Genomic DNA, 24859 nt, shown 5'->3' with positions numbered 1-24859 from the left:
CTCAGTCCTTGTTCATACGGCGGGTGAAGCGTTCTGCCCAGACGCCGATGAGGGCGGTCAGGATCAGCGCAACGGTCGCGATTGCATTGATTTCCGGGGACATCCCCGATTTCAGCTTGGCGAAGATCAGCACCGGAAGGGTCGGCTCGTAGCCACCCAGGAAGAACGAGCGGACAAAATCATCGAAGCTGAGCAAAAGGCAGAAGATGCTGGCGCCCATGATGGCGGGCACAAGATAGGGAAAGGTGATGCGCAGGAAGGCGATCAGCGGGTCGGCGCCAAGGTCGCGCGCCGCCTCGATCTGGCTTTTCGGCAAGGTCGAGAGCCGCGCCATCACCACCAGAACCACGAAGGGCACGTTGTGGACCGCGTGCGACCAGATGATCGCGCCCATGCCCGGCTCGATCCCCAGCAGCCGCGCATAGATGCGAAACGCGATGGCCGAGATGATCCCGGGGATCAGCGCCGGCAGCACCGTCATGCCGAAGATCGCCGCGCGCCCCCAGAAGCTGCGCCCTTCGAGCAGCACCGCGATCCATGTGCCGACAAGGATCGACACCACGGTCGAGAGCACGGCAATCGCCACCGAATACCCAAAGGCGGTGAGGGTCTCGGCATCTCCCATGACGCCGGTGTACCAATCCAGCGTCCAGCTCTTGATCGGAAAGCCGATAAACTTGCTGTCCTTGAACCCCATCATCACCATCAGGATCAGCGGGATGAACACATAGGCGACAAAGGCCCAGTAGACGCAGCTTAGCAGAATGCGGTTGTGACGGGTCATCGCGTGTCTCCCTTGCGCAGCAAGGTCATGATCTTCTGGAAGGAGGCGGTCAGCAGCAGCGCCGCGACGAACATGATGATCGCAAAGGCCGCGCCGGTGGGCCATTGATCGCCAGCCACGTGGAAAAAGCCGCCGATGGTTTCGGCAAAGACGGTGGTCGACGGGCCGCCGAGCAGCACCGGCGTTGCGTAAAAGCCGGTCGAGATCAGGAACACCAGCGTGCAGCCCGACGAGATGCCTTCGAGCGTCAGCGGCAGGGTCACGCGGCGAAAGCGTGTCCAGGCGCCCGCGCCAAGATCGGCGGCGGCCTCGTTATAGCTTTTGGGCAGTTTTTCCAGCGCCGAGTACAGCGGCAACAGCATGTATAGCGCCGTCAGGTAGACAATGCCCACCCCCATGGAAAAACTGGTGTACATGAACGGGATCGGCCGGTCGATCAGCCCCAGCCATTTCAGCACAAGGTTCACCGCGCCGGTGTTGCCCAGCAGGATCATGATGGCGAAAGTGCGGACGATCTCGCCGACCCAGAACGGGATCAGCAGAAGCAGCAGCAACAGCATGCGGTTCTTGGGCGAGACATGCCGCGCAAGGAAATACGCCACCGGATAGGTCAGCACCAGCGTGCAGAAGGTGAACACCGTGGCAAAGCTGAGGGTGCGAAAGAACGGCTGCCAGAACAGCGGGTCCTGAAAAAACTTCAGGTAGTGTTCGATGGTCAGGTGCTGCTCGACGCCCGGCGCAACCGGATAGGCATCGGTCAGCGACACCCGCAGCATCTGCAACATCGGTCCGACATGCTGTGTCAGCACCCAGAGCACCGGAAAGATCGCCAGCAGCAGGAACTGCCGGCGCGGCGAGGCGGTCACAAACGTGGCAAGCGCCATATAGGGGCCCCAGCCGGACAGCCGGCCCCAAAAGGTGCGCTCCGACGCAGGCGCGGCGCTATCCTTGCGCGCGGTGGCCTCATAGGTCATGGAAAGTGCCCTCAATCAAGGGTTTCAGAACGCCCGTCCGGCGCGGGGCCGGACGGGCTTGGCGGCAGGGTCCGTGAGGGATCAGGCTGCCTTGATCGCCTCGACCGCCGGGTCGAGGAGGCCATATTTCATGTCGTTCGCCTCGGCGCGGAAGAACTGCAGGTTCGCCAGCTGCTCGTCGGGGAAAGAGGTCGACTTCTTCTCAAGGTCGGTCAGGTATTCGCTCGCACCCTTGTAGGTCGAGATGAAGCCGGATGCCTTGGTCATCGCCGCGCCAACTTCAGGCGAGGCAAGGATCGCGTTGAGGAACGTATAGGCATTGTCCATGTTCGGCGCGTTGTTGGCGACGTTGAACGTGTAGACAAAGCCGTAGGATCCTTCCTGCGGGATCGACATGGCGAGCGGGAAGCCATCGTTGATCAGCGCTGCCCCCGGACCGTTCCAGGTCTGGGCCAGTGCGATATCCTGGTTGACGAACATCTGCTGCACTTCGGCACCGCCGTCATAGTACTTGCGGACCTTGTCCTTGTTGTCGATCAGGAACAGCTTGGCCTCTTCGACGATGGCGGCGGCCTTTTCCGGATCGTCAAGGTATTCGACCATGTTGCCGTCATAGCCCATCATCAGCATGACGATCGACATCATGTCCTGGATCACATAGGCGGTCTGGCCGGCATATTGATCGCTGAACAGGGTCTGCCAGCTCTGTGCCTCTTCTGCCGAGACGAGGTCGGTGTTGTAGGACAGCACCTCCATGCCCGACAGGATCGGCGCGCCCCACTTGTTGCCCTGAATGGTCGCCCAGTCGGATTCGCTGAAGGTGGGGTTGATGTTGCCCCAGTTCGACAGCCGGTCAGTGTCGAGCGGCGCCAGCAGGTCGCTGTCGATGAATTGCAGGAAGCGGTGGCCCGCGACGGTCATGATGTCGACGGTGGGGTTGGGCGCTTCGGCGGCGAGCAGGCTGAACTGCTTGCCCTGGTCATCGACTAGGCGGACGTTGACCTTGATGCCGGTCTCGGCCTCGAACTGCTCTTTGAAGGCAGCGGGGACGAAATCGTTATAGGTCCAGATGTTGACCTCGCCGCCGGCTTGCGCGTGGGCGCGGCGCAGGTAGGCGGGGCTGGCGAGCAGCGCGCCACCGGCGGCGGCGGTGGTCAGAAGCTTGCGGCGGTTGAGGATAAGCTTTGTCATGTCGGTTTCCCTGTGTGGTCCGTATCGTTTTTGCTGTTATGCCGTTTGCGGCGTTTTGCGCAGCAGGCCGGTACGGGCGGCCTGTTGCAGGTCTTCCAGAGTGTACGCGCTGAGGTTCAGCGCGTTAAGGATCTCGTTTTCGGCGGTGAAATCGCGGCCATACATCGCGCCAAAGATCTGCGTGCCCGCCTCGTGCAGCGTGGCGGGCTGGCCCACCAGACGCCCCAGAACCGCCGTCGGCACCAGCCCGTAGGGCACGTCTTCGGTGACATAGCGGCTGTCGGCGGTGGCCGGGCCGGTGCCGCCATTGCCCTGCGCGTGCATCTGCTGGTTCATCTCGCTGATGCTGGCTTCGGGGACGTGGAAGCTGGCCGCAAAATGTTCAAAGATGGTCTTGGTCTGCAGCCCCAGCGCCTGTGCGATGGCAAGGCGTTCAAGATCGAGCGCCTCTAGCAATGCGCCGACCTTGGGCGTGACGTTCTGGCCCTGCGACCATGTCTCGCCGCGCTCCATCCGGGTGATGTTGCCAAGCGCAATGCCAAGGTGGTTCTGCGGGTTGAGGTTGCTGAGCGTGATCGCCAGCAGCCCGTCGCGCGGCACGAAGACATCGCCAAACAGACCAGTGCAGACCGCGCGGGCGCAATCGCCGCGGGTTTCGGGCACGGTGCACAGATCGACCTTCTTGCGCACGGTGTTGACCTTGGCGGTCATCCCCTCACGCCGCCCGGTGACGGCGGTGGTGCCCCATGCGGTGATCGGCGCCGCGATGCCGCGCGCCTCCAGCAGCTGCGCCAGATAGATCGCGCCAAGGCTGGCGTGGCTGCTGATGATCACATGCTGGCCGTCGCGGATATGCGGGGCAAGCGCGTCGAACACCGCCTTGTGGCCATAGCCCGGCAGCGCGATCAGCAGCGCATCGTTTTGCGCGCACAGCGCCTGCGCACTGTCGGCGATACGCGGGGTGAACCGGGTCTCGATGGCGCCGGTGGCGGTCAGCTCTGTCAGCCCCTCGGTCGAGGCGCCCGAGGGCGACCACAGCATCGGATCATGGCCGTTGACATGCAGCAATGCCGCCGAGCCAAAGGCGATGGACCCCGCGCCTGCGATACCAACCTTGCTCATGCGCTCACCTCTTCGCGCACCGGATCGCCCAGCACATGCATCAGCCGGTTTGCCCAGCCGAACAGCGCGGTGGACAGGATCAGATCAAGGATCTCTTCCTCGCTCAGCCCGGCGTCCTTCAGCGTGGCCATGTCTTCGGGCGTGGCCGCGACCGGCGCTTCGGACAGCTTGCGGGCAAAGTCGAAAATCGCCCGGTTGCGCGGTGAAAGATCGGCTTTTTCGCCCTTGGTGAACAGCTCGTCGGTGACGGCGGTGTCCTTTTCCAGCTTGGCGTGGCGATCGGCGTGCACGGCGGCGCAATAGATGCAGCGGTTGACCATGCTCGCGCCAATGGCGCCCAGCTCGCGCTCGGCCCGGCTCATGCCACCCGCGTCATACATGATCGCATTGAACAGCGGCGAGCGCACCTTGAGGCTTTCGACATCATGCGCCAGCGTCAGCACGTAATCGGACACCTTGGTGTTGGACGGGGTGACCGACAGCGCCTCGAGCTGCTCTGGCGTGGCCTGCGCAAGGTTCACAGGGGTGACGCGCGGCTGCCAGGTTGGAACGGTGCGGGTGAATTTATGGATGATGCGGCTCATGCGGCGGCCCCTTTCATCAGCTTGAGCCCCGCAACGACGCGCAGCTGATAGGCGGTAAAGGCGACCAGCTCGCACAGGCGCACGATATCCGCATCAGCGACGCCCGCGGCTTGCAGGTCAGAGATATCGCTGGCGGCGATGTCCTTGGTGGCATTGGCCGCCCTGTCGACAAAGTCGATGATATGGGCAAGATCGCCGCCATCGGACGCCGGATCGGCCAGCGCGGCCATGTCGCCGGCCTTGGCAAGGTAGCGTTCTGCCAGATCCGGCACCCCGCCTGCCGCGGCGATGCGCGCGGCCAGCGCGGCGCGCAATTCATGGCTGAACGCACCGGTGTAAAGCGGAGAAATCACCGCATCTTCAGCGGCTTGCGAGGCGTTCATGATGTTGGCACGGGTCTGTGCGGCATCGGCTGCGGCGCCGGTGTCGATCCCGGCAGCGGCAAGGGCCGTGGTCTGGAAAATGCTCACGCGACCTTCTCCTTCGTTGTCTGCGGCAGCTCGCTCGCTGTCCATTCGGACCCGTCGAGCTCGGGCGTCTCGTAGTCTAGCATCGCCTGCCAATGTGTTGAAAGGTCTTCGGAATAAAGCGTCGCCGCCATGGATTTCGCAAGCCACGACGCGCCTTCGGAGACGCCCGGAATATCGCCCGACACCTTGCCGAGCGACGCCGACGCGCCGTAGTTGAAGCAATAGACATGGCGCAACCACGGCACCGCGCCTTCGGACTTTTCGCGAAAGGTGAAGTCGTCGTTCAGATAGGGGAAATTCCCCAGATCGCGGCTCTGTTCGTCTTCGGGCGGCGTGTACACGTCACGCCACAGCAGGATCTCGCCCGCGACCGGTCCGAATTCGGTTCGCGCCATCGGGTCGATGACAAATCCGGTGCCAAGGATCAGGAAATCGCAGACATGCGCCGTGCCATCGGCGAAATGGATCTTGATCTCGGTGCCGAGATCCTCGACCCGCACGGTCGCCTTGCCGAAATGGAAATAGGCGTTGTCGTGGCAGCTGACCCGCAGCGTCGATCCATGCGGAGACGGGGTCTGCGTCGACAGGCTGTACTGCATGAAGCGCCAGCGCCATTCATCGGGCAGCGCGCCAAAGCCGGCGGTGAACCCGAACGAGCCGATGCCCATCATCTTGTTGACCGTCGGCATGGTCTTGCGGCGGATCAGATGGCGGACCTCGGCGGCGCCATGTTCCAGCGCCTCGGCGGCGTTGTCGACGGCGGATGCCCCGACCCCGATCACCGCAACGCGCTTGCCGCGCAGCGCTTCGAAATCGATGGCATCGGCGCTATGCGCCCAGTAGCGGCGGTCGATGCCCTCGACAAACCCGGGAATGTTCGGCCCGCCGGTGCCGTCGCGCCCGGTGGCAAACACCAGCTTGCGGCACAGGATCTCGTCGCCACCCGCCAGCGTCAGCTTCAGCAGATCGCCCTGCGGTTCGACCTTTTCCACCGACACGCCGTTTTCCACCGGCACGCCAAGCGCGCGGCGATACCAGCGCAGGTACTCCATCCATTGCGGACGCGGGATCTTGTCGAGCGTCTCCCATGCCTGCGTGCCGAACTGGGCGCGGAACCACGCCTGAAAGGTCAGCGCACCATGCCCGCCCGCCGGGCCGGTCAGCGTTTTCGGAGAGCGCAGCGTGCGCATCCGTGCGTAGTTGAGCCACGGCCCCTCGTAGCCTTCGGGGTTGCGATCCAGCACGCGGATGCGGCGGATGCCGCCCGCGGTCAGGTTGAGCCAGGCGACCATGCCGCACATGCCGCCACCGATGATGACAACGTCGCTCACCCCGTCCTGCGCGGGCACCCAATCCTTGCCGGGATAGCACAGAAATTCGAGATCTTCATGAAGGCGGGCCTCGAGCGCGTCCAGCCCCTGCCCGTCAATGGAATATGTATCGTTCGTTTGCATACGAATCTTCCTACAGTAAAACCCTGTCGCGTTTCAGCATCAAACGTGAGCTTTTGCCCAAGATGGATGCAGATCGTCTATGTGATAGGCGTGTTCATGGCGCTTTGATCCCCCCGACAGATGCGGGTGATCGGCGGGCAGGTCGGGGTGCGCGTGGGCACGCGAGATCGGATCATGGGCCGGCCAGATGCACAGCGCGATAACGGATGTCAACACCGACAGCCCCGCCAACACCAACAGCGCATATTCCAGCCCGGCCTGCGCCGCCAAACTGCCCGCCAGCGGATAGGCGATCAGCCAGCCCGCGTGGCTGAGCGAGAATTGCGCGGCGAACACCGCGGCGCGGTCCTCGCGCGCGGCAGAGCGGGTGATCACCAGCCCGCCCGGCGTCAGCGCCAGAGACGAGGTCAGGCCAAAGCCGCCCCAGACCAACAGCAGCCCCGCCATCGGCAGCGCTGGCAGAAGCGCGAACACCGCGCCCAGCCAGGCAAAGCCCAGCACCCCGGCGGCAATCGCGCGCCGCTCGGTGACATGGCGCAACAGGCGCGGCACCAGAACCGCGCCAAGCGCCGCGCCAAAGCCATAGCCCGCCATCAGGACCGGATAGAACTCATCCGCGTCGCCAAGACGCTCGCCCGCATAGACCACCGTGTTGACCAGAACCCAGGCCATGCTGAAAGATAGCCCAAGCGAGAGCAGGATCAGCCCGCGCAGCCGGGGGGTCTTGGCATAAATCACCATGCCGCGCAGCGCGCGCCGGATGAACGGCCCCTTGCGCGCAATGGTGCCCCTCTCGGGAAACCGCGTCAGCATCAGGAAGAGCACAGAGCAGGCAAAGGACAGCGCCGCGCAGACGAACAGCGCCTGCGGCGCGACCATCTTCAGCACCACCGCCGCGATCACCGGGCTAAGCACCGATTCCGCCGTATAGGCGATGCGCGACCATGCCAAGGCGCGGGTATATTGCGCCTCATCCGGCAGCACGTCGGGGATCACCGACTGGAACAGCGGGGTGAACCCCGAGGCCAGCACGAAAAAGAAAAACGCCAGCGCCGCGATCTGCCATGTGGCAGTGACAAAGACCATCGGCAGCAGCAGCAGCATCCGCCCGAAATCAAGCCCCGCCATCGCCGTCTTGCGCGGCACACGGGCCAGCAGCGTCTCGGCAAAAGGCGCAAGCCCGACATAGGCCACCATCTTCAGCGCCAGCAGCAGGCCAAGCACCTTGCCACCAGCTTCGGCGCCGCCGATCCGCCACGCCGCAAGCGACAGCGCCACCGTCAGCAGACCGACCCCGAGGATCGAACAGATCTGCGCCGCAAACAGGGTGCGGAAGGTGCGGTTGGCGATGGGATTTTGATTCACGAGGCAAGGCTTTCGGCTGGCACGGGCGCAAATCGAGCGGTGGCCCGGTCGGCGGTATAAGAGGCCTCGTAAGAGTTGGCCTCGCGTGCCAGCTTGTCTACCGCTGCGATGATAATTTCAACCTTGGCATCGCTCATCAATGCCGAAAGGTTGAGCCGGACCCAGCCGGGTTTGGCCGTCTCTTCGCCGCGTTCGAGCCGGGCGAAAGTCTCGTCGGACTCGGCTTTCCCCAGCCCCAGCAACCGGTGCGCGTAGGATCCCGCACAAGCACAACCCCCACGCGCCTGAATGCCGTAGACGTCGCTCAGCAGCCGGGTGAAGAACTGGTGATGCACCAGCCCGCCCTGCCCGTCGCGCACCCGGAACGAAAAGATCGGCAACGCCTGCGCACCCGGCTGCCCGAGCAGTTCAAGATGCGGATTGCCTTTCCAGACCGCCTCGGCCTTGGCCCGCAGCGCGGCCTGACGGGTATCGAGCCAATCCTGCCCGAGCGCCTGTTTCACCATCATCGCAAGGCAGGCGCGGATGTCGCCCAGAACATTGGGCGTGCCGCCTTCCTCGCGGTCAGCAAGGCTGGACGAATAGCGATGCCCCCAAGGCGAGACGAAGCTGACCGTGCCGCCGCCGGGCAAGGTCGGCGTTGACCGGCGCGCAATGGCATCGCGCAGGATCATCAGCCCCGACGCCCCCGGCCCGCCGGGAAACTTGTGCGGCGACAGCACGATGGCGTCTTTCTGGGCATCGCTGCCCTGCGCCATGTCCATCCGGGTATAGGGCCCCGCGCAGCCATAGTCCCAGATCGCCAGCGCGCCATGACGCTTGAGCATCCGCGTCACCGCATCGGTATCGGTGACAATGCCGGTGACGTTCGATGCGGCGGTGAAGGTGCCGACGATGATCTCGGCCCCCTGCGCGGCGCGCAGCTGCGCCTCGAGGTCGGCCATGTCGAGCCCGCCCTGCGCAGCTTCGGCGATCTCGATCACTTCGGCGCCGCTTTCGCGCCACGGCAGCAGGTTGGAATGATGTTCATAGGGGCCGACAAGCACAACCGCCCGCCCGCCGCGCGCCGCGATTCCGGCAAGATCCAGCAGCATCACCAAGCGGTTGAGCCCCGCCGTCGACCCGGCACCGGCAAAGACGACGCTATAGCCCGCCGCGGCGCCAACCATATCGGCAATCTGCGCCCGCGCCGCCTCGCGCAGTTTCGTGGTGAACGCGCCGCAATAGGATGCCTGCGTGTGGCTGTTGGCGTAATAGGGCAGCACGCGGTCGCGGATGAAATCCTCGACCTGCGCCAGCGCCCGGCCAGAGGCGACATAATCGGCATAGATCAACGGCTTGGGTCCAAACGGGCCGTCGATGGTGGCGTTGTCTCCGATCAGCCCGGCCTGCAGCCACTCCGGTAGATCCGGGCGGTCAAGCGAATGGGCGAAGTCGTCGAGGGGGGCCATGGCGTGGTGTCCTGCAAATCAGCTGTTCGGCACATCATGCCACAGCATAATCAAAAAACTTCCCCAATCTGACCCCTTAACACCCGGATTATTCTATCGTATGACCACACAATGACATTAAAGATAGATCATATAGATCGCCGCATCCTTGCCGAGCTGCAACGCGACGCATCGCAGTCGCAACGCGCCCTGTCCGACCGCGTCGGCCTGTCGCAAAATGCCTGCTGGCGCCGGCTCAAGGCACTGGACGCCGCCGGGGTGATCCGCAACCATACCGTGGTGCTGGATCGCGCGCAGCTTGGCGCGGGGCTGGTGGTGTTCGTGATGATCAAGACGCGGCACCATTCGGCAGACTGGCTGAAACGCTTTCGCAGCCATGTCTCGACCATTCCCGATGTCATCGATTTCTTCCGCATCGGCGGCGATTACGACTATCTTCTCAAGATCATCACCCATGACATGAACAGCTATGATCTGGTCTACAAACGCCTGATCGAAGAGATCGAACTGGAGACGGTGACATCCTATTTCGCCATGGAAGCGATCGAGGAACAGCGGCCCATTCCATTCTAAGCCACTGATTCAAAACGTACTAAAAAGTAAATGTAAAAAACATTCACATACCCCCTTGCAAGCAGGCCCCGGCATCCCGATCTCTAGTCATGTGAAAGGCATTCACATCAACGCCAAGAGACAAAGGATAACGCCCATGACCGCCGCCGCACAGGAATACGCCGCCCAAAGCCGGAACCCCGGCTGGCTGCGCCGCTCCGAGGCCTGGCTGGACGACCGCGGCAAGCCCGCTTGGATCGTCGCCATGGTGCTCGGCTTCATCTTCTTCTGGCCAATCGGCCTGTTTCTTCTTGCCTACATGATCTGGAGCAATCGCATGTTCTCCTCTGCCTGCCGCAAATCCCGCCACGCCAGCCGCTACGCCGCGCGCTATTCCTCTGGCATGAGCGCCATGCGCTCGTCGGGCAACGCCGCCTTTGACGCCTACAAGGAAGACACGCTGCGCCGTCTCGAAGACGAGCAGAAAAGCTTCGAGGATTTCCTTCAGCGTCTGCGCGAAGCCCGTGACAAGGCCGAGTTCGACCAGTTCATGGACGACCGCGCCAGCAAGGCCCGCGCCGCACGTGAAGACAGCGCGCAAGACGCCTGATCGCCAACCTTGCATGGCCCCACCACAGGGGCCATGTTCTTTCTGACCAAGAGGGATAGACTGCACATGTACGCCGACAGCCGCCGCTCCCACCTTCCCGACCCGGTGACCCAGCGCGGGTTTTACGACAGCGTTGCAATCAAGCGCGGGCTGGCCTGGGTGATCGACACGATCATCGTCGCGGCGCTGGTGCTTGTGGCGCTGCTGTTCACCGCCTTTCTCGGGGCGTTTATCTTTTTCGCGATCTGGATGGTGATCAGTTTCGGCTACCGGGTGGCCACCATCGCAAATGGCTCTGCCACATGGGGCATGCGCGTCATGGCGATCGAATTTCGCGACTGGCGCGGCGAGCGGCTCGATTTCGGGCAGGCGCTGATGCACACCGTCGGCTATACGGTTTCGGTCTCCATCGCCCCGCTGCAGCTGATCTCGATCGTCTGCATGATCGCGACCGAACGTGGTCAGGGCCTGACCGACCTCGTGCTTGGCACCGTCGCGCTCAACAAGCGTGCATAAACCGGACAGGCTGCAAAGCCCCGTGAGAAAGCAAACTCGGGGCTTGCAAATCATCCGTTCAGGACTTTCGATAACAGTAAGCCGTAGCAATGCCGGGTCCGCAAGCACCCCTTTTCGGGGGCTTGGCGGTCTTGCGATTCGTTGCTACCGTCCGTAACGGAATCTGAAACGGAACGCCCATGCGCCATTCTCTACCGCTCGCGCCTCAGTTCTACGTCACGGCCCCGCAACCCTGTCCGTACCTGTCAGGTCGGATGGAACGTAAGCTGTTCACGGCATTGCAGGGCGATACGGCGGAGAAACTGAACGACAGCCTGTCGAAACAGGGGTTTCGACGGTCGCAGAACGTTCTGTACCGGCCCTCCTGTTCCGATTGCAGCGCCTGCCTGTCGGCCCGGATCGACGTGCGGCAATTCGAGCCGACCAAAAGCCAGCGCCGCACGCTGAAGCGCAACGACACTCTGCATCGCCGCGCCTCCAGCCCCTGGGCGACCGAGGATCAATATGCGCTGTTCCGCCGCTATCTCGACGCGCGGCACGCCGATGGCGGCATGGCCGATATGGATATCTTTGAATTTGCCGCGATGATCGAGGAAACGCCGATCCGCAGCCGTGTCGTGGAATACACCGATGGCGAGGACGGCCCGCTCAAGGCCGTCTGCCTGACCGACGTTCTGGATGACGGCGTGTCGATGGTCTATTCGTTCTACGAACCCGATCTGCAGAAAAAGAGCCTTGGCACATGGATGATCCTCGATCACATCGCCATCGCGCGCGAGGCGGGGCTGCCCTATGTCTACCTTGGCTACTGGGTGCCCGGATCGACCAAGATGGGCTACAAGGCGCAGTTCGGCGCGCTTGAAGTCTACCGGCGCGGGCGTTGGGAAAAGGTGACCGACACCACCGATTACGAAGACGAGCGGCACCCGCTGACGACCGATCCGATCGCCGAGCAGGTTGCCAATATCTCGCTTCCCGACAGCCGCGGCTGAGCCGCCCTAGCGGCCCAGCGTCGCAATGATGTCCGACGACAGCTCTGACACGGCGGCGCCGGTGGCGACAGCGATGTCATTGGGACCGGTCGATGCCAGCGGCTGAACGATGCTGAACGGCACGATGCGTTCCGCCACAACCCGATCATAGGACGAGATCGCGTATTGCCCGCTCATCCGCAGGCTCCCATTGGCCTGCGCCACCAGCTTGGCCACAGTGACCGACACCGCCGCCTGCGCGTCTTCGTCCAGCGGCCACGGTTCCGGCGCGGCGGTGGCCGAGGAGCGCGCGCTGACCTGCTCGGCAATCGCCAGCGTCACCGCGCGCACAGGATCGTCGGCCCAGACCGCATTCTTGACCGGGGTCAGCCCGCCATCGGCGTTTTCAAGCAGGATCTCGGAGGCCTCGGCATAAGACGGAAGCGACACCTCTCGTACTTCAAGCGTGGCAACCCGCACCCGGGCTGAGCCCGCGACTTCGGGCGCGTCGATCAGGTAGCGCTGGTCGGTTCCGCAGGCGGCCAGCGCCAGCACAAGGGGGATATAGCGAAGCATATGTGTCACCGTCCGAAAAGCAGGGAGTTGGGGTTGCGCTCGATCTGTCTTGAAAGCCGGGTCAGCGCTTCGGCCGCCTGGCGCACTTCGCGCAGGGCGTTGACGGTCTCGCGGTTGAAATCCGAATTGGCTTCGTAGCCGCCAAGCGTGGTCTCGGCTTGCGCAACCAGCGTGCCGATGCGCTGCGACAGCGCCGGAAGCGTGCCCGCCGCTTCCTCGATTGCCGCCGCCGCGTCACGGGCCGAGGCCAGCGTCGCATTGGTGTTCTCGACCACCCCGCCCTGACGCAATTCGGCCAGCGCACCTTGCGCCTCGTCCAGAGCCCGCGCCAAGGCGCCGGGCAACGCGCGGGTGTCGTCGCTGTCGATCAGCGCATCGGCGCTGTCCAGCAACTCTGTCGCCTGCGCGACAAAGCTGTCCAACGGCAGCGTGTTGGCCTTTTGCACCAGCGCGCGGGCTTCGGCCACCAGCGTCGGGATTTCCGAGGTTGCGCCCTCGAGATCCCCCGCCATGGCGTTGACCGTATCCGCCGCGTTGGCCGCGCTATCGAGCGCGCGCGTCAGCGTGCCGACCAGATCAGCGGTGCGCAGCTCTTCGGCGATGCCGCGCAATTCGCTGACCGTGGCGCTCAGTTCATCGGGCAGGGTCTGGATACCCTCAGAGCCGATGACGCCGCGCGCATCGGCCAGCAGCCCGTTGACCGAGCCGGGCACTTTTTGCAGATCCTCGTTGCCCACCAGCCGCTCGATCGAGCCAAGCGTGGCGGTGATCTGATCGATCATTTCTTCGATCGGCAGGTTGTCGATGCGGCTGAAAACCCCCTGCGCCGTGGTGGTCAGATCGGCGATGTTGGATTCCACCGACGGGATTTGCGGATCCGCCGCATCAAAGGCAAAGGGCGCCTCGGCATTGGGCACGGTGATCAGCTCGATCATCAGGCCGGTGCTGAACAGCCCTTCGGACGCAAGCCGGGCGCGCAGACCGTCTGCAATCTCGTTGCCAAGGAAATCCAGCGTGTCTTCCTGCGGCGTGTCGCTTTCCAGCCCAAAGGCGCGCGGATCAATGCTGATCGAAGCGCGCAGTTTGACCTCCTGCTCGCCGCTGCTGTCGTCGATGAAGGCCCCAAGCGCCTGCACCTGCCCGACCCGCAGCCCGCTATAGGTCACCGGAGAACCAACGCTCAGCCCGCTGACCGATTGATCAAAGGCGGCGCTGAGCGTGACGGCATTGTCGGTCAGGTCGGAATAGACGCTGTCCTGCGCCGATTGCTCATCGTCGAACAGATCGAACACGTAGCGCGACGGCACCGGGCTGCCGCCCGAGAACACCGTGCCAAAGCTCACCCCGCCGCGGATCAGCGACGCAAGGCTTTCGACCGAGAAATTGAAACCGCCGGCACCGAGGCTGAAGTTGAACCCGGAGGTATCCCAGAACCGGGTCGCCGTGGTCAGCCGCTTGTCATAGGGCGAGTCGATGAAGGCATCGGCAATCACGCCGTTGCCACTGTCGATCAGGCGCGGCTCTTCGATGCGGCCAACCTCGATACCCTGATGAAAGATCGGAGCCCCCGCCGAGAGCTGCGAGCCGCTCTTGGCGCGCAGCACGATGCGGGTGCCTCTCATGCCGGGCTTGACCAGCGGGGCAGAGTCGAGCCCCTCGAAACTGGTGGTGCGGACCGCGTCGCTGTCCCCCTCGGCCTTGGGGTCGAACCCGGCCTCGATATAGACACCCGAGAGCACCGTCGACAGGCCGGAAATGCCCGAGGCGCTGACCTCGGGGCGCACCACCCAGAACTGCGCATCCGAGGTCAGCCCGCTGGCAACCACGTCATCCACCGTCGCGGTAACCACGACCGAGCTGAGATCGGGGGTGAATTCGACCTTCTCCACCAGCCCGACGGTCACGTCGCGATAATGGATGGTTGTCTCTTCGGGGACCACACCGGCGGCATTTTCAAACCGGATCTCGATCACGGTGCCGCGCTCGGCATAGCTCTGCCACGCCACCCCCATGGTCACCGCCAGCGCCCCGATGGGCACCAGCCATGCCAGTGACAGATTGCGCCAGAACGAGCGCTTCGGCCCTTCGATCTTCATCTCGGCCGGTTGTGGTTCAGCCATGGTGTTCGTCCTCGTCTGCGTCCCAGATCAGCCGCGAGTCGAAGCTTTCTGCCGAGATCATTGTAAAGGCAACCGACACCGCAAAGCTGACCGCCGCGATGCCGGGATTGATAGAGGCCGCAAAGTCAAGCTGCACCAGCGAGGCGAGGATTGCGACCACGAAAACATCGATCATGGACCAGCGGCCGACGAATTCCACCACTTCGTAAAGCTTGTGGCGGGCCCCGGCCGACATCCGCACCTTGCGTTGTACGGACAGCGCAAGAAAGGCGATGGCGGCGAATTTCGAACAGGGAATGATGATCGAGGCAAAAAAGACGATTGCAGCGATGCCATAGGATCCATGGTGCATCAGATCGACCACGCCGCCAAAGATGGTGCTTTCAGAGGTCTTGCCCAGCACCGTGGTGCGCAGCATCGGGTAGATGTTGGCCGGCACATAGACAACCAGCCCGGCGAATAGCCACGCCCAGACCCGTTGCACGCTGGTGGTGTCGCGACTCGCGATCGCCGCGCCGCAGCGGTCACAGACCATCACCCCCGGTCGATGGACGCGCCCGCATTGCACGCAGCCCACCAGCCCGGCCGCTTTCGCGGTCAGAATTTGCGGCGCGTGTCCAGCGTTTTCCATACCGTCAGCCTGCTCATGAAATTGTCTTTCAGGACGGTGACGATCACCAGCCCCACGAAGGCCCAGAACGCCGGGCCAAGGCTCAGATGCGCCAGCCCTGCCACCTTGACCAGCGCCACCGCGACCCCGACGATGAACACCTCGGCCATCGCCCAAGGCCGCAGCGCCTCGGCCATGCGAAAGGCGCTTTGCGCATGGGGCCAAGGGTGGTTGCCAAAGGCCATCGGCGCCAGCGTATAGATGATCGCGCTGAACCGCGTCAGCGGCAGGATCACGATCAGGGCCGCCATCCCCACGGTCAGCGGCGCCGTCAACCCGCTGGAGAACGCCCGGACCGTATCCAGCAGCGAGGCACGATGCGCGCGCCCCGCCACCTCGAGTTCGAGAAACGGAAAGAAGATCGCCGCGACCATCAGGATGATCGCCGCCAGCGCCAGCATAATGATCCGGGTCATCGCCGTGCGCCGCGGCGCCTCGAGCACCGCGTGGCAGCGCAGGCACGAGGCGGTTTCCCCCGGCGCGACGTCGCGCTCGAGATACAGGGCGTCGCAAGAGGGGCAGGCAATCAGCTCGTCGAGCGCTGGCAGCTGTGCCATGGAATCAACCTTCATGGGACGCAACCTAATGCACGCCGCCGCCAAGGCAACGATGCCGCAGCGCGGCACCCTTGCCTGGCATCTGCCTGTTGCAGACTTAGCTCAGACGGCTGATGACGATGGTGACTTCGGGCTTCTTGCCGATCTCGTTCTGCGAGGTGTTGCGCACGATGCGGCGCATGCCTTCTTCGAGCTTGTCATCGTCACTCAGAACCTTGTCCTTGGCCCGGCCAAGGAACTGGCTGAGGTCTTCCTCGAGCACCTCGTTCAGCGGCGCATTGCTGCGCCCTGTCTCGGGCAGGCCCATCAGTTCGCACCACGGCTCGCCGAGCGGCTCGTCATCCTCGTCAAGGATCACCGTCACCAGAACATGCCCGTTCAGCGCCATGCGGATACGGTCGCGCACGATGCCATCCATGGCGCCGATCTGCACGCTGCCATCCAGATAGGTGCGCCCCGCGTCGATCCATTCGGCGACGGTGGGCGTGTTGCCCGACAGGTCGATCATCATGCCGTTCACCGCCAGAACCCCGGCGCGGCCCTTGGCTTGCGCCAGCTTGACGTGTTCGCGCAGGTGGCGATGTTCGCCGTGCATTGGGATAACCATCTGCGGCTGCACGATGTCATGCAGGCGTTCCAGATCGGGGCGGTTGGCGTGGCCCGACACGTGATACAGCCCGTTGCTGTCATCCACCACGTCGACCCCTTTTTCCGAGAAGTTGTTCATGATGTGAATCACGCCCTTCTCATTGCCGGGGATGGTCTTGGACGAGAACAGGAACATGTCCCCTTCCTTGAGCTCGATGCCGTTGTACTTGCCCCGCGACAGCTGCGCAGAGGCGGCGCGCCGTTCGCCCTGGCTGCCGGTGACGATCAGCATGACGTTCTCGCGCGGGATCTGAGTCGCGTCTTCGACCTGAATCACCTTGGGGAAATCGGTCAGCACGCCGGTTTCGATCGCTGCCTCGACCATCCGGCGCATCGCCCGGCCCAACAGGCAGACCGAGCGCCCGGCCCGCACGCCCGCCTCGGCCAGCGTTTTCACCCGCGCCACGTTGGAGGCAAAGGTGGTTGCCACCATCATCTGCGGCGCGCTGGCCACCAGCGCTGTGATGTTGTCGCCCAGATCCGATTCCGACCGGCCGGGATTGGGCGAGAACACGTTGGTACTGTCGCAGACCAGCGCCTTGACGCCCTTGGACGCCACCTCGGCCCAAAGTTCCGGGTCAAAGGCCTCGCCGACGATGGGGTTGGTGTCGAGCTTGAAATCGCCCGAATGGATCACCCGCCCCTGCGGCGTGTCGATCACCAGCCCCGAGCTTTCGGGGATCGAATGCGAGATCGGCAGGAAGCCAACCTCGAACGGACCGACCTTGGTGGTCTCGGGCCAGGGCGAGCAGGTCTTGACGGTTTCTTCGCCAAGCCCGTATTCGGCCAGCTTCTGACGCGCAAGGTTGGCGGTAAACGCCCGCGCGTAGATCCGCACCCCAAGCTTTTCAAAGCAATGGCCGACGGCGCCGATATGATCTTCGTGAGCGTGGGTGATGAACACCGCCTCGATACGGTCGCGATTTGCAACCAGCCATGCGATGTCGGCAAAGATGATGTCGACGCCCGGTGTCGTGTCCATGTCCGGGAAGGCAACGCCAAGATCAACAACGATCAGCCGCTCTTCGCCCGGTTTGCCATAGCCATAGACATAGCAATTCATGCCGATCTCGCCGGCGCCGCCCAATGGGAGGTAAATGATACGATCTGTCATGAGGACTCCTGCCTCTTGTTATATGCGTGGATGACTGTGAGACCATGCATCGTGAGTTCATCCACAAACTCGTCGAAGAGATCTTCGGATTGCTGGAAAAGAGGTGCCAGCCCACCTGTCGATATGACCTTCATCGGACGGGCCCGTTCGGCCTTGATGCGGTCGCAAATTTCACGGACGAGGCCGATATAGCCCCAGAAGATACCCGATTGCATACAAGCAACGGTGTTGGTGCCAACTACGCTCTGTGGGCGTGAAATGTCCACATGCGGAAGCGCGGCGGCAGCAAGATGCAGCGCCTCGAGGCTGAGATTCACCCCCGGTGCGATCACGCCGCCGACATAGGCCCCATCGCTGGCCACCACATCAAAGGTGGTGGCCGTGCCGAAATCGACCACGATCAGATCGCCGCCATACAGATCATACCCCGCCACGGTGTTGACAAGCCGGTCCGGCCCCACTGCCGTTCCGGTATCGACCCGCACCGCCACCGGCAGGCGGCAATCGGGCTTGCCCACCACATAGGGCCGCGTGTTGAAATAGCGATCCGCCAGCACCCGCAGGTTGAACACCACGCGTGGCACCGTCGACGAGATGATCATGTCGGTGATCTGGGCATCGATCTTCTGAAAGCCCATCAGCGACGACAGCCAGACGTAATATTGATCGGCAGTGCGCTGATGCTCGGTCGAGGTGCGCCACGTGGCGAGGAACTTGGTTCCGTCCCAGATCGAGAACACAGTGTTGGTGTTGCCACAGTCGATGGCCAGAAGCATCTGCGCCCCCTTCAGAAAAAGACGTCGGCCGCCGGGATCGCCTGACGCCCAGCTGCGGTTTTCAGCACGAGATTTCCCGCCTCGTCCACGGTTTCGAATGTGCCGGTGATCTCGGCGGTGCCGGTGCGCGCGGTGATGATCTCGCCCAGACGCGCGGCGCGGGCCAGCCATGCCTCGCGGATCGGCGCAAAGCCATAGGTCACAAAGCGCGCCTCATGGGCGGCAAAGGCGCTGGCCAGCGGATCGAGAAACTCTTCCTGACTCACCCGCACGCCGGTTTCCGACAACAGCGACACCGGGCGCAGCGCGCCGGGTTCAACCTGCTGCGCGCCGGGCGCTTGAACAAGGTTCACGCCGATGCCGATGGCCAGATGCGCCGCGCCGCGCCCGCCCATGCCTTCGAGCAGAATGCCCGCCACCTTGCCGCCGTTCAGCAATACGTCATTGGGCCATTTCAGCGCCAGCCCGTCGACCCGCCCCGTGACCGCCGCAAAGGCATCAAACAGTGCCAGCGACGCCACGAAAGAGCGCAAGGCAACCACCCGTGGCTCTTCGCGCGGCATCAGAACCAGCGTTGCGGAAAAATTGCCCTCAGGGTTGGCCCATGGCCGCCCGCGTCGCCCGCGCCCGGCGGTCTGACGCAGCGCGCAGATCCATTCCGGCCCCGCCAGCGTGCCCGCCAGCCGTTGCGCCTCGAGGTTGGTGCTATCGACTTCGGCCAGCACCCGCCGACCATATCCCGCAGGCCAGTTCAAAGCGCCCCGCCTTTCTTCTTCACGCAAGCGCAGCCCTTGCCCCATTCAAAAAGAGCGGCGCACAGCATGGCGCGCCGCCCTTCTGATTGCTCTAGTCAATCCGTTCAGCGCACCAGCACCGATGCTGCCATCGACGCCGCCGCCTCGACCCCGAACAGGTTCACCACGCCAACCACCATGATCAGCGCCGACGCCATCAGCAGCCCCCACAGCACGGGCGAGCCGCCCGCGTCGATGCTGTCTGTCCGGTCTTCGCCGAAATACATCAGGTAGACGATGCGCAGGTAGTAGAACGCCCCGATCACCGAGGCAATGACGCCCGCAACCGCCAGCCATGCCAGCCCGCCATCATAGGCGGCGCGCAGCACGTAAAGCTTGCCAAAGAAGCCCACCAGCGGCGGCACCCCCGCAAGGCTGAACAGCAGCACCAGCATCGCCAGCGCCCGGCCCGGCTCTTTCTTCGAATACAGGCCCAGCGAGTCGATGTCGGTCACCGGCGCACCGTCGCGGCTCAGCGACAGGATGAAGGCAAAGACGCCGATGTTCATGGTGACATAGATCGCCATGTAGACCAGCATCGCCTGCACGCCCAGCTCGGTGCCCGCGGCAAGGCCCATCAGCGCAAAGCCCATATGGGTGATCGACGAATAGGCCATCAGCCGCTTGATGTCCTTCTGACCGATCGCCGCGATCGAGCCAAGGAACATCGACAGCAGCGAAAGCACCGCGATCACCTGACTCCAGTCAGAGATCACACCGCCGAAAGCGTCGAACATCAGCCGCGCCAGCAGCCCCATCGCCGCCACCTTGGGCGCGGTGGCAAAGAAGGCTGTGACCGGGGTCGGCGAGCCCTCGTAGACGTCCGGCGTCCACATGTGGAACGGCACCGCCGACACCTTGAAGGCAAGCCCCGACAGCATCATCACAAGGCCGATCAGCAGGCCCAAGGACAGGTGATCGCCATGCGCTGCGGCGATGATGCCGGAAAACAGCGTGGTGCCCGAATAGCCATAGGTCAGCGATGCGCCATACAGCAGCAGGCCCGACGACAGCGCGCCCAGCACGAAATACTTCAGGCCTGCCTCGGTCGAACGCTCGCTATCGCGGCGCAGCGCCGCGACCACATACAGCGCCAGCGATTGCAGTTCGAGCCCCATGTACAGCGTGATGAGATCGCCCGACGACACCATCACCATCATGCCGACAACCGACAGCAACACCAGCACCGGGTATTCGAAGCGCAGCATGCCGAAGCGCTTCATGTAGCCTTCAGACATCACCAGCACCGCCGAGGCGGAGAGCAGGATCACCACCTTGGCAAAGCGCGAGAAGGCATCGTCGATGAACATCCCGCCGAAACCGGCCTGCGCCGGGGCGTTCGAAGCCCCGATCCAGATCGCCATGACCAGCAGCAGCGCCGCGCTGGCCCAGACCAGCAGCGAGGCCATCTTGTCCTTGCCTGTATAGACCGCGCCCAGCAGGGCGAGCATGGCAAAGACCGACAGCACGATCTCTGGTAGGATGGTGTTCAGATCAGCCGAGATCATGTCCCGCCCCCTCAGTGATTGGCTTCGGCAACTGCGGGTCCGCCAAGATCGGCGGCCGCCACGGCCGTTTCATAATTTCCGACAAGCGCCTCGACCGAGGGCCCGATGATGTCTAGCGCCGCCGCCGGGTAGACCCCAAGCCACAGCGTCATGACCACGAGCGGGGCAAAGATCCAGCGCTCGCGCGTTGTCATGTCTTGAATGGTCTTGAGGCTTTCCTTGATCAGATCGCCCATCACCACGCGGCGATACAGATACAGCGCATAGGCCGCCGAAAAGATCACCCCCGAGGCCGCGACCATCGCCACCCATGTGTTGACCTGAAAGATCCCCATCAGTGTCAGGAATTCCCCGACAAAGCCCGAAGTGCCCGGCAGGCCGACATTGGACATGGTGAAGAACATGAAGATCAGCGCATAGGCCGGCATCCGGTTCACGAGGCCGCCATAGGCGTCGATCTCGCGGGTGTGCATCCGGTCGTAGATCACGCCCACACACAGGAACAGCGCGCCAGAGATGAAGCCGTGGCTGAGCATCTGAAAGATCGCCCCGTCAACGCCCTGCTGGTTGGCGGCAAAGATGCCCATGGTGACATAGCCCATATGCGCCACCGACGAATAGGCAATCAGTTTCTTCATGTCTTCCTGCACCAGCGCCACCAACGAGGTGTAGACGATGGCGATGGCGCTCATCCAAAACACCAGCGGCGCCAGCACCTCGGAGCCGATCGGGAACATCGGCAGCGAAAAGCGCAGGAAGCCATAGCCGCCCATCTTCAGCAGGATCGCCGCCAGCACCACCGACCCGGCGGTCGGCGCCTGAACGTGCGCATCGGGCAGCCAGGTGTGCACCGGCCACATCGGCATCTTGACGGCGAAGCTGGCAAAGAACGCCAGCCACAGCATTGTCTGCAAGCCACCAACGACGTGAATGCCCAGCACGTCGAAGCTGGCAAAGCTGAATTCATGCGCCAGCAGCATCGGGATGTCGGTGGTTCCGGCATCGGCGTACATCGCCACCATCGCAACCAGCATCAGCACCGAGCCGAGGAAGGTATAGAGGAAGAACTTGAACGAGGCATAGATGCGGTTCGCCCCGCCCCATATCCCGATGATCAGGAACATCGGGATCAGGCCGGCCTCGAAGAACAGGTAGAACAGCACCAGATCCAGCGCCATGAACACGCCGAGCATCAGCGTTTCCAGCAGCAGGAAGGCGATCATGTATTCCTTGACGCGGCTCTTCACGCCCCAGGACGCGAGGATGGTCAGCGGCATCATAAAGGTGGTGAGCATGACGAACAGCACCGAAATGCCATCCACACCCATCTTGTACTGCATCCCCATGATCCACTCGCCCTGCTCGACCATCTGGAAGCCGGTGTTCGAGCTGTCGAACTGGAAGAGGATGAACAGCGAGATCAGGAAGGTGGCCGAGGTCGCGATCATCGCGAGCCACTTGGCGTTGTTCTGCGCCGCCTCGTCTGCGCCGCGCAGGAACAGCGCAAGGATCAGCGCCGCCAGCGCGGGCAGGAAGGTAACGATGGAAAGAAGGTTGTCCATCAGTGGGCCCCTCCGAGGATCGACATCCAGGTCACCAGGATCGCGATCCCGATCACCATGGCAAAGGCATAGGTGAAGATGTAGCCGGACTGTGCGCGCCCCGCCAGTTTGGTAAAGAAGGGTATGATCCCCATGGCGATCCCGTTGATCGAGCCGTCGATGACATTGCCATCGCCACGTTTCCAGAAGATCCGCCCAAGCGCCCGAAGCGGCCGGACGAAGAGGAAGTCATAAGCCTCATCGAAATACCATTTGTTCAGCAGGAACAGGTACAGCGGGCGCTGGTTCTCGGCGAGCCGACGCGGCAGCGTCGGGTTCACAATGTAGAACAGGTAAGCGACGGCGAAACCGATAACCATGGCAACAAAGGGCGAGAGCTTGACCCAGACCGGGGCGTGGTGGGCCTCGTCCATGACGTTGTTCTCGGGCGACATGTAGATCGCACCATACTCCAGCCCCGTGGCAGCGTGGCCCTCTGCCGTTGCAGTGCCATGGTCTTCGGTTGCAGTGTCAGCCGCATGATCGTCCGCAACAGGTTCGCCGTGGCTTTCAGAGGCTTCGGCGTGATGCGCAGGCATTCCAAAGAAGCTCAGCACCTTGTCGTGGTTGCCGAAAAACACCGAGTAGAACACCATCCCCGAGAACACCGCTCCGATCGCCAGAACCCCCAGCGGGATCAGCATGACCTTGGGCGATTCATGCGCATGGTCATGGGTATGCTTGTCGCCGCGCGCCTTGCCGAAGAAGGTCAGGAACATCAGCCGCCAGCTGTAGAAGCTGGTGAACAGCGCCGCGACAACCAGCATCCAGAAGGCATAGCCGCCCCCGGTGCCCGCCCATGCGCTTTCGATGATCGCATCCTTGGACACGAAGCCAGCAAAGCCGAACCAGCCGGTCAGCGGAATGCCGACGCCGGTGATCGCCAGCGTGCCGATCATCATCGCCCAATAGGTCATCGGGATCTTGTGCTTGAGCGCGCCGTAGTTGCGCATGTCCTGCTCGTGATGCATGGCGTGGATCACCGAGCCAGCGCCAAGGAACAGCATCGCCTTGAAAAAAGCGTGGGTCAGCAGGTGGAACATCGCCACCGAATACACCCCGACGCCCGCCGCCACGAACATGTAGCCGAGCTGCGAGCAGGTCGAATAGGCGATCACCCGCTTGATGTCATTCTGCACAAGGCCGACCGTGGCGGCAAAGAATGCCGTGGTTGCGCCAAGGAAGGTGATGAAGGCCGTCGCTTGCGGTGCGAATTCCATCAGCGGCGACATGCGGCAGACAAGGAAAACCCCCGCCGTCACCATGGTGGCCGCGTGGATCAGCGCCGACACCGGGGTCGGACCTTCCATCGCATCGGGCAGCCATGTGTGCAGGAACAGCTGCGCCGATTTGCCCATCGCGCCGATGAACAGCAGGAAAGCCAGCAGGTTCGCCGCGTTCCAGTCGCGCCACAGGAAATGCAGCTGGGTTTCTGCGATGCGGGGCACCTCGTTGAAGATGGTGTCGAACTGGATGCTGTCGGTCAGGTAGAACAGCCCGAAGATCCCCAGCGCAAAGCCGAAGTCGCCAACCCGGTTGACCACAAAAGCCTTGATCGCGGCGGCATTGGCGCTTGGCTTCTTGTAGTAAAAGCCGATCAGCAGATAGGACGCGAGGCCCACGCCTTCCCAGCCAAAGAACATCTGCACAAGATTGTCCGCCGTCACCAGTGACAGCATGGCGAAGGTGAACAGCGACAGATACGCAAAGAAGCGCGCCCGGTAAGGCGTGTGCTCGAACTGCGGGTCATGCGCCATGTAGCCGAAGCTATACAGATGCACGAGCGCCGAGACCGTGGTGACCACAATCAGCATGATCGCCGTCAGCCGGTCGACCCGGATCGCCCAGTCGGTGCTGAGCGTGCCCGATTCAATGAAGCGGAACAGCGTGACGGTGTAGGCATCGCCAAGGGTCAGGAAGGTCACCCAGGACAGCAAGGCCGCAAGGAACAGCAGGCCCGTGGTGGTCCACTGCGCGGCTTTCTCGCCCATCAGCCTCCAGCCGAAGCCAGCGAGAAGCGCGCCCACCAGCGGCGCGAAGAGAATGATCGTCACCATGGCGGGTCAGCCTTTCATCACGTTGACGTCTTCCACGGCGATGCTGCCGCGGTTGCGGAAGAAGCAGACGAGGATCGCAAGCCCGATGGCCGCCTCTGCCGCCGCCACCGTCAGGACGAACAGCGTGAACACCTGCCCCGCCAGATCGCCCAGATAGGACGAGAAGGCGACGAAATTGATGTTCACCGACAGCAGGATCAATTCGATGCTCATCAGCAGGATGATCACGTTCTTGCGGTTCAGGAAGATCCCGAAGATGCCGATCACAAACAGCACCGCCGCAACGGTAAGGTAATGCTCGAGCCCGATCATGTGCGGCCCTCCCCGGCCTGCGTCCTCAGGACGGCAGGCCGAATGCCCGCGATAAAGATGGCTGTCCAGCTGGCTTTGCTCA

24 protein-coding genes are annotated in these 24859 nt (G+C 63.1%); 4 read left to right on the top strand and 20 right to left on the bottom strand.

Features of this window, described 5'->3' with window-relative positions:
- Nucleotide 1: 1 nt before the first annotated feature.
- From Q4543_RS05650 to Q4543_RS05610, 9 genes are all read right to left on the bottom strand, one after another.
- A complete protein-coding gene (locus Q4543_RS05650; protein WP_216004044.1) occupies nucleotides 2-784 on the bottom strand; it encodes an ABC transporter permease in 783 nt (260 codons plus the stop codon).
- Nucleotides 781-1758, bottom strand: a complete 978-nt coding sequence (locus Q4543_RS05645) for an ABC transporter permease (protein WP_303436796.1) — start codon at nucleotides 1756-1758, stop codon at nucleotides 781-783. Before Q4543_RS05645 ends, Q4543_RS05650 begins: the two co-directional genes overlap by 4 nt.
- A gap of 81 nt (nucleotides 1759-1839) precedes the next feature.
- A complete protein-coding gene (locus tag Q4543_RS05640) occupies nucleotides 1840-2949 on the bottom strand; it encodes a PotD/PotF family extracellular solute-binding protein (protein ID WP_216004042.1) in 1110 nt (369 codons plus the stop codon).
- A 36-nt stretch (nucleotides 2950-2985) separates the two neighbouring features.
- On the bottom strand, nucleotides 2986-4071 hold the full coding sequence (locus Q4543_RS05635) for an NAD/NADP-dependent octopine/nopaline dehydrogenase family protein (protein WP_303436795.1): 1086 nt from the start codon (nucleotides 4069-4071) through the stop codon (nucleotides 2986-2988).
- Nucleotides 4068-4655 carry a peroxidase-related enzyme gene (locus Q4543_RS05630; protein ID WP_303436794.1) on the bottom strand — a complete coding sequence of 196 codons (588 nt, stop codon included), beginning with the start codon at nucleotides 4653-4655 and terminating at the stop codon, nucleotides 4068-4070. The genes Q4543_RS05635 and Q4543_RS05630 overlap by 4 nt, the downstream gene beginning before the upstream one ends.
- Nucleotides 4652-5125 carry a hypothetical protein gene (locus tag Q4543_RS05625; protein WP_303436792.1) on the bottom strand — a complete coding sequence of 158 codons (474 nt, stop codon included), beginning with the start codon at nucleotides 5123-5125 and terminating at the stop codon, nucleotides 4652-4654. Before Q4543_RS05625 ends, Q4543_RS05630 begins: the two co-directional genes overlap by 4 nt.
- Nucleotides 5122-6579 (bottom strand): NAD(P)-binding domain-containing protein, encoded by a 1458-nt coding sequence (locus Q4543_RS05620; protein ID WP_303436791.1) that lies wholly within the window; start codon nucleotides 6577-6579, stop codon nucleotides 5122-5124. Before Q4543_RS05620 ends, Q4543_RS05625 begins: the two co-directional genes overlap by 4 nt.
- A gap of 39 nt (nucleotides 6580-6618) precedes the next feature.
- Nucleotides 6619-7944: an MFS transporter gene (locus Q4543_RS05615; protein WP_303436790.1), complete on the bottom strand. Its 1326-nt coding sequence runs from the start codon at nucleotides 7942-7944 to the stop codon at nucleotides 6619-6621.
- Nucleotides 7941-9395, bottom strand: coding sequence for an aminotransferase class V-fold PLP-dependent enzyme (locus Q4543_RS05610; protein ID WP_303436789.1), 1455 nt, complete (start codon nucleotides 9393-9395; stop codon nucleotides 7941-7943). Before Q4543_RS05610 ends, Q4543_RS05615 begins: the two co-directional genes overlap by 4 nt.
- Before the next feature lie 111 nt (nucleotides 9396-9506).
- Between Q4543_RS05610 and Q4543_RS05605 the strand changes: the two genes are divergently transcribed.
- From Q4543_RS05605 to Q4543_RS05590, 4 genes are all read left to right on the top strand, one after another.
- Nucleotides 9507-9968, top strand: a complete 462-nt coding sequence (locus Q4543_RS05605) for an Lrp/AsnC family transcriptional regulator (protein WP_216004035.1) — start codon at nucleotides 9507-9509, stop codon at nucleotides 9966-9968.
- A gap of 136 nt (nucleotides 9969-10104) precedes the next feature.
- A complete protein-coding gene (locus Q4543_RS05600) occupies nucleotides 10105-10557 on the top strand; it encodes a DUF2852 domain-containing protein (RefSeq protein ID WP_303436788.1) in 453 nt (150 codons plus the stop codon).
- Between the two features lie 66 nt (nucleotides 10558-10623).
- The gene (locus Q4543_RS05595; RefSeq protein WP_216004033.1) at nucleotides 10624-11073 is read left to right on the top strand and encodes an RDD family protein; all 450 of its coding nucleotides are present in this window, start codon (nucleotides 10624-10626) and stop codon (nucleotides 11071-11073) included.
- Between the two features lie 179 nt (nucleotides 11074-11252).
- Entirely contained in the window at nucleotides 11253-12065 is an 813-nt protein-coding gene (locus Q4543_RS05590) for an arginyltransferase (RefSeq protein WP_303436787.1), read from the top strand.
- Nucleotides 12066-12071: 6 nt separating this feature from the next.
- On the opposite strand, the gene Q4543_RS05585 is transcribed toward Q4543_RS05590, so the two are convergent.
- From Q4543_RS05585 to nuoK, 11 genes are all read right to left on the bottom strand, one after another.
- The gene (locus Q4543_RS05585) at nucleotides 12072-12620 is read right to left on the bottom strand and encodes a membrane integrity-associated transporter subunit PqiC (protein WP_303436786.1); all 549 of its coding nucleotides are present in this window, start codon (nucleotides 12618-12620) and stop codon (nucleotides 12072-12074) included.
- A gap of 5 nt (nucleotides 12621-12625) precedes the next feature.
- Complete coding sequence (locus Q4543_RS05580; protein WP_216004030.1) at nucleotides 12626-14740, bottom strand: MlaD family protein; 2115 nt, start codon at nucleotides 14738-14740, stop codon at nucleotides 12626-12628.
- Nucleotides 14733-15371, bottom strand: a complete 639-nt coding sequence (locus Q4543_RS05575; RefSeq protein WP_216004029.1) for a paraquat-inducible protein A — start codon at nucleotides 15369-15371, stop codon at nucleotides 14733-14735. The genes Q4543_RS05580 and Q4543_RS05575 overlap by 8 nt, the downstream gene beginning before the upstream one ends.
- Nucleotides 15338-15982 carry a paraquat-inducible protein A gene (locus Q4543_RS05570; protein WP_303436784.1) on the bottom strand — a complete coding sequence of 215 codons (645 nt, stop codon included), beginning with the start codon at nucleotides 15980-15982 and terminating at the stop codon, nucleotides 15338-15340. The genes Q4543_RS05575 and Q4543_RS05570 overlap by 34 nt, the downstream gene beginning before the upstream one ends.
- A gap of 82 nt (nucleotides 15983-16064) precedes the next feature.
- Nucleotides 16065-17729, bottom strand: a complete 1665-nt coding sequence (locus Q4543_RS05565) for a ribonuclease J (protein ID WP_303436783.1) — start codon at nucleotides 17727-17729, stop codon at nucleotides 16065-16067.
- Nucleotides 17726-18505: a type III pantothenate kinase gene (locus Q4543_RS05560; RefSeq protein WP_216004026.1), complete on the bottom strand. Its 780-nt coding sequence runs from the start codon at nucleotides 18503-18505 to the stop codon at nucleotides 17726-17728. Before Q4543_RS05560 ends, Q4543_RS05565 begins: the two co-directional genes overlap by 4 nt.
- 11 nt (nucleotides 18506-18516) lie before the next feature.
- Nucleotides 18517-19260 (bottom strand): biotin--[acetyl-CoA-carboxylase] ligase, encoded by a 744-nt coding sequence (locus tag Q4543_RS05555; protein ID WP_303436781.1) that lies wholly within the window; start codon nucleotides 19258-19260, stop codon nucleotides 18517-18519.
- Nucleotides 19261-19364: 104 nt separating this feature from the next.
- Nucleotides 19365-20807 (bottom strand): NADH-quinone oxidoreductase subunit NuoN, encoded by a 1443-nt coding sequence (gene nuoN / locus Q4543_RS05550; RefSeq protein WP_303436780.1) that lies wholly within the window; start codon nucleotides 20805-20807, stop codon nucleotides 19365-19367.
- Nucleotides 20808-20818: 11 nt separating this feature from the next.
- The gene (locus Q4543_RS05545; protein WP_216004023.1) at nucleotides 20819-22369 is read right to left on the bottom strand and encodes an NADH-quinone oxidoreductase subunit M; all 1551 of its coding nucleotides are present in this window, start codon (nucleotides 22367-22369) and stop codon (nucleotides 20819-20821) included.
- Entirely contained in the window at nucleotides 22369-24465 is a 2097-nt protein-coding gene (gene nuoL / locus Q4543_RS05540; protein ID WP_303436779.1) for an NADH-quinone oxidoreductase subunit L, read from the bottom strand. The genes Q4543_RS05545 and nuoL overlap by 1 nt, the downstream gene beginning before the upstream one ends.
- A 6-nt stretch (nucleotides 24466-24471) precedes the next feature.
- Entirely contained in the window at nucleotides 24472-24777 is a 306-nt protein-coding gene (gene nuoK, locus Q4543_RS05535) for an NADH-quinone oxidoreductase subunit NuoK (RefSeq protein WP_216004021.1), read from the bottom strand.
- Between the last annotated feature and the right edge of the window lie 82 nt (nucleotides 24778-24859).

It is taken from the genome of Salipiger sp. 1_MG-2023 (assembly GCF_030547555.1).
In the GTDB taxonomy this organism is placed as follows: domain Bacteria; phylum Pseudomonadota; class Alphaproteobacteria; order Rhodobacterales; family Rhodobacteraceae; genus Salipiger.
This window is presented reverse-complemented; position numbering and strand designations above follow the sequence as displayed.